Source organism: Bradyrhizobium sp. Leo78, assembly GCF_059512425.1.
Window position 1 is genome coordinate 90,618 of record NZ_JCAMOT010000001.1, and the last position, 12,663, is coordinate 103,280.

The 12,663-nt window shown below is 63.2% G+C and carries 11 protein-coding genes; 7 read left to right on the forward strand and 4 right to left on the reverse strand.

Features of this window, described 5'->3' with window-relative positions:
- The first annotated feature begins 72 nt into the window (after window positions 1–72).
- A complete protein-coding gene (locus AC5ZG1_RS00420) occupies window positions 73–1,188 on the forward strand; it encodes a branched-chain amino acid ABC transporter substrate-binding protein (protein ID WP_496131686.1) in 1,116 nt (371 codons plus the stop codon).
- 189 nt (window positions 1,189–1,377) lie between these two features.
- Here the strand turns inward: AC5ZG1_RS00420 and AC5ZG1_RS00425 are convergent, their stop codons facing one another.
- Window positions 1,378–2,616: a multidrug effflux MFS transporter gene (locus tag AC5ZG1_RS00425; protein WP_496131687.1), complete on the reverse strand. Its 1,239-nt coding sequence runs from the start codon at window positions 2,614–2,616 to the stop codon at window positions 1,378–1,380.
- A 381-nt stretch (window positions 2,617–2,997) separates the two neighbouring features.
- On the opposite strand from AC5ZG1_RS00425, the gene AC5ZG1_RS00430 reads away from it, so the two are divergent.
- Complete coding sequence (locus AC5ZG1_RS00430; protein ID WP_496131688.1) at window positions 2,998–4,239, forward strand: glycosyltransferase; 1,242 nt, start codon at window positions 2,998–3,000, stop codon at window positions 4,237–4,239.
- On the opposite strand, the gene AC5ZG1_RS00435 is transcribed toward AC5ZG1_RS00430, so the two are convergent.
- A complete protein-coding gene (locus AC5ZG1_RS00435; protein WP_474417779.1) occupies window positions 4,229–4,606 on the reverse strand; it encodes a CopD family protein in 378 nt (125 codons plus the stop codon). The two genes, AC5ZG1_RS00430 and AC5ZG1_RS00435, sit on opposite strands and share 11 nt — an antisense overlap.
- A gap of 32 nt (window positions 4,607–4,638) precedes the next feature.
- The gene (locus AC5ZG1_RS00440; protein WP_456641099.1) at window positions 4,639–4,968 is read right to left on the reverse strand and encodes a DUF3817 domain-containing protein; all 330 of its coding nucleotides are present in this window, start codon (window positions 4,966–4,968) and stop codon (window positions 4,639–4,641) included.
- A 111-nt stretch (window positions 4,969–5,079) separates the two neighbouring features.
- On the opposite strand from AC5ZG1_RS00440, the gene AC5ZG1_RS00445 reads away from it, so the two are divergent.
- From AC5ZG1_RS00445 to AC5ZG1_RS00465, 5 genes are all read left to right on the forward strand, one after another.
- The gene (locus tag AC5ZG1_RS00445; RefSeq protein ID WP_456641098.1) at window positions 5,080–6,060 is read left to right on the forward strand and encodes a GlxA family transcriptional regulator; all 981 of its coding nucleotides are present in this window, start codon (window positions 5,080–5,082) and stop codon (window positions 6,058–6,060) included.
- 245 nt (window positions 6,061–6,305) lie between these two features.
- Complete coding sequence (locus AC5ZG1_RS00450; RefSeq protein WP_456641097.1) at window positions 6,306–7,397, forward strand: phosphotransferase family protein; 1,092 nt, start codon at window positions 6,306–6,308, stop codon at window positions 7,395–7,397.
- A gap of 2 nt (window positions 7,398–7,399) precedes the next feature.
- On the forward strand, window positions 7,400–8,593 hold the full coding sequence (locus AC5ZG1_RS00455; protein ID WP_456641096.1) for an acyl-CoA dehydrogenase family protein: 1,194 nt from the start codon (window positions 7,400–7,402) through the stop codon (window positions 8,591–8,593).
- Window positions 8,594–8,658: 65 nt separating this feature from the next.
- Entirely contained in the window at window positions 8,659–10,299 is a 1,641-nt protein-coding gene (locus AC5ZG1_RS00460) for an acetate--CoA ligase (protein WP_496131689.1), read from the forward strand.
- On the forward strand, window positions 10,299–11,054 hold the full coding sequence (locus tag AC5ZG1_RS00465) for a FadR/GntR family transcriptional regulator (protein ID WP_496131690.1): 756 nt from the start codon (window positions 10,299–10,301) through the stop codon (window positions 11,052–11,054). Before AC5ZG1_RS00460 ends, AC5ZG1_RS00465 begins: the two co-directional genes overlap by 1 nt.
- 10 nt (window positions 11,055–11,064) lie before the next feature.
- Here AC5ZG1_RS00465 and AC5ZG1_RS00470 read toward each other — a convergent pair whose 3' ends face one another.
- Window positions 11,065–12,561, reverse strand: a complete 1,497-nt coding sequence (locus AC5ZG1_RS00470; protein WP_496131691.1) for a porin — start codon at window positions 12,559–12,561, stop codon at window positions 11,065–11,067.
- Window positions 12,562–12,663 lie beyond the last annotated feature (102 nt).

Genomic DNA, 12,663 nt, shown 5'->3' on the forward strand with positions numbered 1-12,663 from the left:
ATGTCAGCCGGCCATGCTATGAAGGGACCGGCGCAGTCGCCGTCTCTCTAAAACAACCCCAAGGACTTTCGTATGAAAGTGGTCAAGCTCTTCGGTCTAACACTAGGTGTGTCACTTGTGCTGTCCTCTGCAGCGCTGGCCCAGGACATCAGGGTGGCGGTTGCCTCTTCGATCACTGGCGGCGAAGCTGCGTTCGGCCGCCAGTTCCAGAACGGCGCCGAGCAGGCGGTGGCCGATATCAACGCCGCCGGCGGTCTCCTCAACAGGAAGCTAGTGCTTGATGTCAACGACGATGCCTGCGATCCGAAGCAGGCGCGCTCGATCGCCGAGAAGATCGCCAGCGCGAGAATTCCGTTCGTCGCCGGCCACTATTGTTCTTCGTCGTCGATCCCGGCCTCGGAAGCCTATGCGGACGGCAACGTGCTGCAGATTTCGCCGGGCTCGACCAATCCGCTGCTTACCGAGCGCAAGCTGTGGAACGTGCTGAGGGTCTGCGGCCGCGACGACCAGCAGGGCCTGGTTGCCGCCGGCTACATCGCCAAGAACTTCGCCGGCAAGAACATCGCGATCCTCAACGACAAGACCACCTACGGCAAGGGACTTGCCGACGAAACCAAGAAGGCGCTCAACAAGGCCGGCGTCACCGAGAAGATGTTCGAGTCCTTCAACAAGGGCGACAAGGATTTCAATTCCATCGTGTCTCGGCTCAAGCGCGAGAACATCGATCTGGTCTATGTCGGCGGCTATCATCAGGAAGCGGGCCTGATCCTGCGCCAGATGCGCGATCAAGGGCTCAAGACGGTGCTGATGGCGGGCGATGCGATCAACGACCGCGAGTTCGCCTCGATCACCGGGCCTATTGCGGAGGGCACATTGTTCACCTTCGGTCCCGATCCTCGCGAAAAGCCGACCGCAAAGGCCATCGTCGAGAAGTTCAAGGCCAAGAACATCGATCCCGAGGGTTACACGCTCTACACCTATGCGGCGTTCCAGGTGTGGTCGCAGGCGGTGGCGAAGGCCGGTACGACCGACCCGAAGAAGGTGGTCGATGCCATAAAGGCCGGCGAATGGGACACCGTGATCGGCAAGTTGGCCTTCGATGCAAAGGGTGACATCAAGGCCATCGATTATGTCGTCTATAAGTGGGACGGCAAAGGCGGCTACGCGCAGGTCGACAAGACGCTGTGAGGTAGCGTGAGGTCCAGGGCCAACGAGCGAGTTTCGCTCGTTGGCCTATGTTGGTGGTACAAGGCGCAGACCTCAGCCGCGCTGTCGTCCCTGCGAAAGCAAGGACCCATAACCACAGGGAGTGGTTGTGGCGCAAGCAAGTGGCTGCAGCCGAGCACACAACAGGGGCCTGTGGTCATGGGTCCCGGGTCAAGCCCGGGACGACGGCGGTATGTGTATCACGGCCTGTTGCCTGGCTCGTCCGACTGCCATTCCCAAGAATAGCAGCGCAACGAGAGCGCAGAATTCCATCACGCCGGCCATCGACAGTGCCGTCCGGCCGTCGAAGAGAACGGCCGTGAGCGCGCTGGTCAATGAGCCTGATATCATCACAAGACTGTTGGTTGCGGCGCTGACGGTGCCCGCCATGTCCGGCAGCGCTTGCAGCGCTCCCTGCATGAGGCCCGGCGCCGCGATCCCTCCGCTGAATGTGAGCGTGACGAATAGCAGGATGACGACGGTGGTCGGCGTCCAGCTCAGCAGCGTCATGGCCAGCAGGATCGACGATGTAAGAACCTGGATGGCAAATCCGATCGACAACGAATAATGCGATGGAACTCCGCGCGCGTTGAGCCGGCCGTCGACGAACGCTCCAGCCATTCCGGCGAATGCAGTCAGGCCGAATATGATTCCATATTGACTTGAGCTCATCCCGGCGACCTGGACAAGGAAAAGGGCCGATCCGGTCGCATAGGCGGCGAGAACCCCGAAGGACGCCGCGGCGGCAAGGAGATATGCGCGGCAGGTCGGATGCGACAGGACGCAGCGATAATCTCCGATAAGCGCCAGAAGGCTCAAGCGGGTCGCCGATCGCGGCTTCAGGTCATAGTCGGGGCCAAAGCGCTGGCCTACCAGCAAGACAATTCCGAGCGCTGCAAGGCTTGCATAGATCGCGCGCCAGCCCGCAAGGTCGAGCAAAGCCGCTCCGGCCATCGGCGCGGCGATCGGGGAGACGTAGATCGCCATCACGATATTCGACAGTTTTTGGCGGACGACAGTATCGTCGAACGCGTCACGGGCGATCGCGATGGCAAGGGTCATGGCCGCCGCGCCGATGCCTTGGATGACGCGGCATGCAATCAACACCGGCAGCGACGGTGCCAGCGCGCATCCGACCGATGCCATGATGAAGATGATGGTGCCAAGCGTGACCATCGGTTTGCGACCGTATCGATCCGACAGCGGCCCGAACAGCAGCGGCGCAAGGCCGAAGCTGATCATGTAACTGCTGATCGTCAGGCCGGCACTATGTACCGGAACTGCAAGAGACGTGGCTGTGTCCGCGAGGGCCGGCAGTGCCATGTCGGTGCCGAAGCCCGGAAGGGTGGCCATCAAACCGAGCAGGCACGTGAACGCGAGCGAGTCCGTCTTGCCTGGAAGCGCCGTCATTTGGATTGAGCTTGTCGAAGTTCTGTCAGTCAACTGAGCGCCGGATCGAAGGACCTCGCCCAACACTGTCAGCGCAATATTGCGCGTTGATTTCAGTCCGCACGCGCTCTGTTACTTCCGTAACGCGAAGCTGATTCGACCGATTGTTGCGGCTGTAGCGCATTCGTCCATTCCGGTGACTTTGCCGTAACAGCGACCGAACAATAATGAGACGCCGTGCTTGGCCCGTCGCAGCCGACGAGCCGTCAATGACCGCGGCTCAACTGCTCAGCTCAACGGAGACCGTGCATGAAGGCGCTTCTCGTCTCGTCCCCGATGATGGGACATCTCCATCCAGTATTGGGAGTCGGGCGGATACTGATCGCCGACGGCTGGAATGTCATGGGCCTGACATCGAGCTATCTGCGAGACCGTGTCGAAAAGATCGGCGCTCAATTCCGCAGTTTCGTGCCGGCGGCCGACGTCGATACGCGAGACGCCGCCAAACTGTTTCCGGAAATCATGACAGCGGCGCCGGGCGCACAGCAGTTGCGGCTGATCCTGGAGCAGGGTTTCGCCAATTTTATGCTGGCTCAGTATGAGAGCATCAAAATCGTCATGCAGGAGTTTCCTCCCGACATCATCATCGGCGATCATCTCATGCTGGGTGTGTTGCCGATGCTGCTTGGTCCTCGTGCGCAGCGGCCGTCCGTGGCCCTGCTTGGAACCACCTACCTCCTGTCACGTCGAGACGACGGCGCCCCGAACGATGCAGGCATTCGGCCCGCGCGCAACGACCAGCAACTAAGGGAGTATGCCTCGCTCTTTCAAACCTACGAACAATCCGTCTTTGGCCCGGCCGGACGATGCGTGAACGAGTACCTGGCCCAGATCGGGAGCAGGCCGCTGCGTTTGAATCTTTATGACGCGATGGTGGAGCTGCCCGATATCTATCTGCAGCTCACGGTGCCGCGGTTCGAACTGCCGCGCCGCCGGCTGCCAAGTTCGGTGCACTTCGTCGGCCCGCTGCCGATTACGCCGAACCAGGCGCCAGTGCCGTCGTGGGCCTACGAGTTGGACGGTTCACGCAAGGTCGTCCTTGTGACCCAGGGCACGTTGACCAACAACGATTTCAGCGAGCTGACCCTGCCGACGCTGGAGGCGCTGGCGAACGAGCGGGATGTTCTCGTCATGGTGACGACCGGCGGGCGTCCGATCGACGCGCTCGGTGGACCCCTGCCTGGAAATGTGCGGGTCGCGCAGTATCTCCCGTTTGAGTGGGCGTTGTCGAAAGCCGATGCATTCGTGACGAACGGCGGTTACGGCAGTGTCAATCAAGCCTTGAGTTACGGCGTTCCCATCGTCGCAGCGGGAACGGCAGCCGACCGCGGCGATGTCAGCATCCGCGTCGCCTGGTCCGGGGTCGGCGTCAATCTGGCGACCAACGCACCCACCGCAGAGCAATTGCGTCCCGCTGTACGCTCGGTGCTGGATGATCCGAGATATCGCCAGCGCGCAGCGTCGCTGGCGGAGGACATTCGCGAGATCGATACCCCTTCGGAGATCCGCTGGCTGCTTCGGCAGCAGATCTCGCTCCACTCTCAGGATGGCCTGCGCCCCAAGGCGGGCGCGGCTAAGGCTTGACCACGACCAGCACGACCACCGCCATCACGCAGACGAGGATCAAGGGCAGCGTTGTCCGGGGTTTTAGCGCCTTATTCCTGACAAGGCGCCGGAGCTGGCCTGACTGGATTCCATGTACGGCCGAGAGCACAACGACAAAGGCAAACTTGATTTGCAGCCAGGTGCTTGAGAACCACCCGGCCGTGACCGCCAACGTCAAGCCGAAAGCCCAGACCAGCAGCATGGCCGGCGTGGTCAGCCAGCGTTCCGATTTGGCCAGAAAACCCGCAACGGGCTCGACCGACCCCGGATTCGCGCGCTCCGCTGCCAGCACCATCGACGTGGTGACGGTACCGGCTACAAAAAAGAAAGCGCTGACGACATGCAACGCCTTCAGCCATGGGTAAAGCGTAGCAAGGCTCACTGGACCACACCGGTGCGCAAGGCCGCGGACTTTCGTGCAATGAGCCGCGCATTGGCAAAGCCCGCGAACGGGATGAACGCGACCGCGAACAGCCGCACCGCCTCCGATCGGCTCCAGCCGCCTTCCGCGATCGCCTGGATCGCAGCCCAGCAATAGCCGAGAAACGCAAGGCCGTGGACCGGCCCCATGACATGGACGGCGACGTTCCAGCCGGCGATATGCTTCAGTGGCACGGCGACTGCGACAAGCAGGACCAGCGTTGTCGCCTCGAGGACCGACAGCATTCCAAGCCACCGCAACTGCGTCGATTCGTAATCGTTGGACACGCCCACCTTCTCGCTTCGAGACCGCCGGCATGCATAGACAATGCCTCGCGCATTCGGTGAGTGACCGAAATGACAACCTGCGATCATTTCCTGCCAAAACGCGTTTCGGCTATGTTCGCCCTGGAAAATGCTCGCTCCGAGGTGGTCATGCATAAAGTTTCAGTTCTCGCGATGGACGGGTTCGTGCCGTTCGACCTGTCGGTCCCGTGCGAGGTGTTCGGCCGCGCGAGTGGAGCGGCGGGCGTCGCCAGCTATAGTGTCCGCGTGTGCAGCGAAGCGAGCGAAGTTCGGTCGAGGAATTTCACGTTACAAACGGAGTGGGGCCTTGAGGAGCTCGCGTCGGCCGATACGGTCCTGGTGCCGGGAGTGGAAGATCCGACCGCTCCGGTCTCCCCGGCCGTGCTTGGGGCGCTTCAATCTGCCTGGGAGCGCGGCGCCAGACTGGCGTCGATCTGTTCGGGAGCCTTCGTTCTGGCGGCAACTGGCCTCCTGGATGGACGCCGGGCCACGACGCATTGGATCTGCGCAGACGAGTTCGCACGGCGCTATCCGCGCATCCAGGTCGATCCAAACGTGCTGTTCGTCGACGAGGGGCGCCTGATCACCTCCGCCGGAGCCTCAGCGGGAGTGGACATGTGCCTGCATCTGCTACGACGCGATCACGGTCAAGCGGTCGCGGCCGACGCGGCGCGGCTCGCCGTTGCTCCCCTGGTCAGGGACGGCGGCCAGTCCCAGTTCATCAGGCACGAACCGCCAAAATCCGCCGCCAGCCTGGCCTCGCTGCTCGACTGGATGAGCGCCAATCTCGACCGCACGCTCACGGTTCGGTCGCTGGCCGACCGGGCGCGCATGAGTCCGAGGACACTGGCGCGACGCTTCCAGGAGCAGACCGGAACGACGCCGCTGCAATGGCTGCTCAAGATGCGCATTCGCCGGGCGCAGGAACTGCTCGAAACCAGCGTGGCTTCGGTCGATCAGATTGCAAGCTCGGTCGGATTCGAATCCGCGGTTACCTTCCGATCGCGCTTCCGGAAAGTCGCCGGCATCAGCCCGACCGCCTACCGTCATCGCTTCGGTGCCCGGGAGCATTAATTTATTGTCCGACATATGCGTTCCGGTGGATCTGGCTTCTCGGAAGCCGTTTCGAAAAATATCTATAAATCACAAAAGCTTATGAGAATAGCTTGGCGCGAAGTGTCGATTTCGCTATTGCCAGTTGCAAGTTCGGCTGTCCTGGCGCTAACTTTTGGTCCGACAATAATGGATCCCGGGCCGTCCAAGCGGCGGGAGGCGAGGGCTCCAACCTTGATATTCGGAACAGGGAGGTCGAGGCGCGCGTGATTGCTGATCCGTCGCTATCAGGAAATCCGGGACTGCTGTCGGCCGCGGAAACCGCGCCGGCCGATTGGGATCGCCTTGCGCGCTATCTGGAAGCCCACGGCATGAATGTCGATCTGGCGCAGCCGATCCGGCAGTTCGCCGGTGGCCTCGCCAATCGCAACTATCTCCTGATCGTCAACGGCGCACCGACTGTCCTGCGCCGTCCGCCCGACGGCGATCTGCCGCCGGGCGCCCACGACATGGCGCGCGAGCATCGCATCCTGTCGCGCCTTGCCGATGCGCTCCCGTTCATCGCGAGGGGGCTGCATTATTGCAGCGACCGCAGCGTCATCGGCGTTCCCTTCCAACTGATCGAGTATCGGGCAGGGCTCGTCATCCGCGGCGCAGATCTGTCGCCGCTGCAAGGACGCGACGATGCACCCGGGATTCTTTCGGAGATGATGGTTGCAACATTGGCCGCGTTGCACGGGGTCGATGCGCGCGCGGTCGGACTCGAGGATCTTGGCCGCCCCGAGGGGTTCATCGCCCGCGCGATTGCCGGCTGGTCGAAACGCGGCGCGCTGGTTGCCGAGGACGGCGCGTTGCGAGGTCTGCTGCAGGACATTTCGCAGTGGCTGTCCCGGCAGACATTCCGCGAGCGGGCGTCGACGCTGCTGCACTGCGATTTCAAGCTCGACAATCTGATCCTGAATCCGCAGACGCTTTCGCCGGTCGCGCTAGTCGATTGGGACATGGGCACGCGGGGCGATCCGCTGTTCGATCTGGCGACGCTCTTGAGCTACTGGGCGCAGCCGGATGATCCGCCGGCGTTGCAGCGCCTGCAACAGATGCCGACGACTCATGCTGGATTCTGGCGGCGTGCCGAGGTTGCGCGGCGCTATGCCGACCTGACCGGGCTGGATATCGATGACCTGCCGGCGATGCGCGTGCTCGCGCTGTTCAAGCTCGGGATCGTATTCTTGCAACTGCACCGGCAATGGGTCAACGGCGCGGTGAAGGACAGTCGCTATGCCGACTTCGCCCGTCTTGGCGAAGACATTCTCCTGGTCGCGCGCGACGCAGCGACCGGAACTGAGCGAGGAAACTGACGATGCATCAACTCGACATGAACTTTTCGCTGCCGCCGCGCGTGTCCGAATTGGCCGATCGCGTCAAAGCCTTCGTCAAGGACACGGTGGTCCCGTTCGAGAAGGACAAGCGCTGGACCTCCCATGGGCCGACCGACGAGCTACGGCGCGAGCTCAACGCGCTCGCGCGCAAGACCGGCGTACTCGCGCCACATGCGCCGGCGGAATATGGCGGCCAGCATCTGTCGCATATCGGCCGCGCCGCCGTGTTCACCGCCGCCGGCTATTCCATGCTCGGTCCCGTGGCGCTGCATTGCGCCGCGCCTGATGAGGGCAACATCCATCTCCTCGATGTCGTGGCGCGGCCGGACCAGCGCGAGCGCTATTTGAAGCCGCTCGCGACCGGAGATATCCGCTCCTGCTTCTGCATGACGGAGCCCGCTCCCGGCGCGGGCTCCGATCCCGGCCAGTTGCAGACCACGGCGCGGCGCGACGGCAATGACTGGGTCATCGACGGCGAGAAATGGCTGATCACCGGCGCCGAAGGCGCGGCCTTTGCGATCATCATGGCGAAGACGAGCGGCGCAGGAATGGAGGGGGCCGCGACCATGTTCCTCGCCGACATGTCCGACCCCGCGATCACGATCGAGCGCACGCTCGACACTATCGATTCCAGCTTTGTCGGCGGGCATGCGGTGGTCCGCTTCAATGGACTTCGCGTGCCGTCCGACGCCGTGCTCGGCGAGATCGGACAGGGCTTTCGCCACGCCCAGGTTCGCCTCGCGCCGGCGCGGCTCACGCACTGCATGCGCTGGCTCGGCGCAGCGATCCGCGCCCAGGAGATCGCGACCGAGTACGCGCGGCGTCGCAAGGCGTTCAGCAAGCCGCTCGGCGAGCACGAGGGCGTCTCCTTCATGCTGGCCGACAACGCGATGGATATCCACCAGGCGCAACTGACGATCTGGCATACGGCCTGGCTGCTCGACAAAGGCGAGCGGGCCTCGACCGAGAGCTCGATGGCCAAGGTGATCTGCTCGGAAGCGATCGCGCGCGTCGCGGACCGTTCGCTGCAGATCCTCGGCGGGCTCGGCACCACCCGCGACACGGTGGTCGAGCGGTTCTATCGCGACGTCCGCGCCTTCCGCATCTATGACGGCCCGTCCGAAGTGCACCGCTGGGCGATCGGACGGCGGATCGTGACTCACGGCGCGAGATAGGCGGCGGTAAGAGCGCGCCGCAGAAACAGAACAACAAGCGCAAAACGCGCGAGCAGGAGGAAACGATGCGAGATGTCTGGTCACCGCCCAAAGAGCCTGCGGTCGAAGGCTATGAAAGCCTGTGCGCCAATTTCCGCTGGCAGGTGCCGGAGACCTTCAACTTCGGCACTGACATCATCGACCGCCGCGCCCGCGAGCAGGATGGGCCGGCGCTGATCTGGGAGAATGCCGCGGGCGAGACGCGACGCTACAGCTATTCCGATCTGTCATTGCTATCGAACCGGCTCGCGAATGTGTTGCGGGCGAACGGCGTCGAAAAGGGTGACCGCGTCATCATCATGCTGCCGCGGCTACCCGAATGGTTCGTCGCGCTGATTGCGGCGATGAAGATCGGCGCGGTGCCGATCCCGTGCATCGAGATGCTGACGGCGCGCGATATCGAATATCGCGTCGCCAATGCCGAGGCCAAGGCGGCGATCTGCCGTCCCGAGCAGACCGGCAAATTCGCATCCGTGGAGGAGCTCATCCCGGTGCGGATCGCGCTCGGCCAGACGTCAGGCTGGCTCGATTGGAACAGCGAAATGGCGCGCGCCTCCGAGACGATCGAGCCGGCGATCGTCCGGGCCGAAGATCCCGCGATCATGTATTATACGTCAGGCTCGACCGGCCACCCGAAGGCCGTCGTCCATGCGGCGCGCGCGATCTATGCGTGGCGGGTCTCCGCGATCTACTGGCTCGATCTGCGTCCCGGCGAGGTGATCTGGTGCACGGCAGACACCGGCTGGAGCAAGGCGGGGACCAGCATCATCTTCGGGCCGCTGAGCTGCGGCGCCTGCTCGTTTTTCTTCGACGGCCCGTTCGTGCCGAAGGACCGGCTCGCACTGCTGCGCAAGCACCAGGTCACCGTCTACTGCGCGCCCGGCACGGAGTTGTCGCGGGTCGTCGGCGAAGTCCGCGCGCGCGATGATCTCGGCCGGCTGCGCCGCGTCGTCACTGCGGGCGAAGCCATGAACCCCGTCGTCGCCGAGCGCTGGGAAGCGGCGACCGGCATCCGCATCGATGAAGCCTATGGGCAGACCGAAGCCCTGATGGTCGCGCTGAACTATCCAACCGAGCCGGTCCGTTACGGCTCGATGGGGCGCCCATCGCCGGGCTCCGACCTTGATGTGATCGACGCCAAGGGCAACCGCTTGCCGCCGGGGCAGGAGGGCGACCTCGCACTGAAAGTGCCACACCCGCAATTGATGCTCGGCTACTGGAAGGATGCGGAGCGCACCGCGGCCTGCTTTATCGATGGTCCGGACGGGCGCTGGTTTCTGACCAGCGATCGCGCGGAGAAGGATGCCGATGGCTATCTCTGGTATCGCGGGCGCTCGGACGATGTCATCAATTCAGCCGGATACCGCATCGGCCCGATCGAGGTCGAGAACGCGCTGGCCGAGCATCCGGCGGTGCAGATGTGTGCGGTGGTCGGCAGCCCCGATGCCGAGCGTGGGGAGATCGTGAAGGCGTTCGTCGTGCTGCGGCAAGGCCATGCGCCGTCGCCGGAGCTGACGCGCGAATTGCAGGACCACGTCAAGTCGGTCACCGCGCCTTACAAATATCCGCGCGCGATCGCGTACATCGCCGAGCTTCCGATGACGATCACCGGCAAGATCCGTCGCCGCGAATTGCGCGACCGCGAGTTCGCGCGAGGCGTCGCCTGATGTCTGTAGCGGATCTCAGCAACAACGCCCAGGAGCGCAACGAGCCGGTCTACCGGCTGGTGGTGCGCAGCATCGAGGCCAAGATCATGTCGGGCGACTGGGCGGTCGGCGACCGGGTGCCGGCGGAGATCGCGCTGGCGGCAAGCTTTGGTGTGCACCGCTCGACGGTCCGGGAAGCGATCCGGGTGCTGGAGCAGAACGGCCTCGTCCGCCGTCACGACGGCGGCAAATTGCTCTATGTCACCGCGCCGCGCGAGGCCGACATTTCGGAGAAGGTGACGGCCGCGATCGTGCTGCAGGAGATCAGCTTCTTCGAACTCTGGGAAAGCATGCGCTGTTTCGAGCCGGTGCTGGCGGAATGCGCCGCGATGCGGATCGACGAGGACCTGCTGGCCGCGCTGCGCGCCAATGTCGAGAACACCAAGGCCGCGCTCGAGGACAAGCAGAGCCTCGTTGCGCTCGACATCGAGTTTCATCAGATCATCGCGCGAGCCTCGCGCAACCGCGCCCTGCAGCTCAGCCGCGAGCCGATGAGCCAGCTATTCTATCCGGCTTTCTTGCGGGTGTTCTCCCGCTTGAATGCGGGCGAGCGCCTGGTGTTCGCCCATGAGAAGATCCTGCAAGCGCTCTCGATGCGTAATCCCGCCGAGGCGCGGTCCTGGATGGACAAGCACATCGTCGATTTCCGGCGCGGCTATGAGCTCGCCAATTTCGATATCGAGGCGCCGGTAGGCTGGTCGCAACGGTCAGCGTAGATCCGCCGTCTCAAAAGCGGAAGCGCAGCCCGGCTGTGGGCGCGACGTTGCTGTGCTGGAAAAAGCCGGACGCCAGGCCGCCATTGACCTGCGTGAACATCACGCCGAAATAGGCATCCCATTTCGGCGCAAATCTCCAATCGACCGCGGCAGAGATTGCGTCGAACGTGCCGGCGCATTGCGCGTGCGTGCTGGAGGAGCAGAAGGAGGCGCCTCCGGCGGCAGTGCCGAAGAAGGAATTCTGGATGTAGTGATAATAGGCGGCGATCACATCCAGATCGTCGTTCACGGCGTATTTCATGCCGGCCCACATGACCTGAAAGGTCTTGTTGCCGAGCCCGTTCACGCCGAACGCCGCATTATTGATGTTCGTGCCGTTGAAGGCATCGCAGCCCCGGCAGAGGAAATTTCCGGCGATGTCGGTGAAGGCGAGCTGCGGATTGCTCGGCGGCTCGTATCGAATGTATTCGTAACCGGCGTACAGCTTCAGCGACTTGGTCGTGTATCTCGCCACGAACATCGCGGCGGTGTTGTCGGAGATCGTCGCCGTCAGCGTCTGCGGCAGGAACGGGGCGATCGGCGTCCCGAACGCGTTGTTGGCTCCCGGTGCAAGCGCGAGCGACACGGAATCCTTGACATGGCTGTAGATCGCATCGACCGAGAGCACGTCATTGCCGCGGATCGGAATGTCGCCGCCGAGCTGGAATTGATAGGCGCCATTGGACGCATTGTTCTCGTCATAGCCGCCGAACTGCCACAGCGCCGCCGCCCGGAAATGGTTGAAGTTGTACCGGTACTTCAATGACGTCGAGTGTCTGCAATTTTCGGTGTTGCCGCCGCCGCAGGTTATTCCCTGGAAGCCGATCGCCGAGAAACCGTAGGAGGCGCCGAACGGATCGTAATCGAACACGGCGTCCAGCGTCAGCGAGTTCTGTCGGAAGAGGGTCAGCGTGCCATAGGTGGGGGAGCTGACGCCGACGTAACCCTGGCCGTTGTACCACTGGCCCGCCCGGCTTGAATCCGAATAGGCGGTTTGCAGGTTTTGCGGGAGGCCGGCATTCGCGGCGATAGCTCCGGGTCCATTCGAGAATCGCAGCGAATAGGGGTCGAAGCCGGCATCGAGGTCAAAGACGAAAGAAAAGTCCTCGCCGATTGGCCTGGTTCCCTTGATGCCAATGGTCGAATTGCTCAAGGCATTGGGCGCGAGCGTCCATGTCGCCAAGCGGTTCTGTTTCTGGACCAGGTAGGACGCTGCAACTGCAGATCGCGGATCAAACGAGGCACCGTGGCTTTGCCAGCCGAAGCCGGTGTCGATGATGCCGAAGACCGTGATGCCTTCCCAGGTGAGCTGGCAGTTGGTCGTGACGAAGTCCGACGGGTCGGTGCAGGGGCGCGGCGTCGTGGACGCTGCCGGCGGCGCCTTGGTCGGCGCGACGTCGGCTGCCCTTGTCTCCGATCCGCCGACAATCGCAAGAAGGACTGCCGTGCAAATCCCGAGCTTTGCCATCGGAAAGCTCCCCGGCGACCGGCCCCACGGCGCCTAGCCAAGCTTGGCTTGCTGGCCCATCGTGCAGCAAGCAACATTCAACAGGTTGTGCAGCGCCTGGCC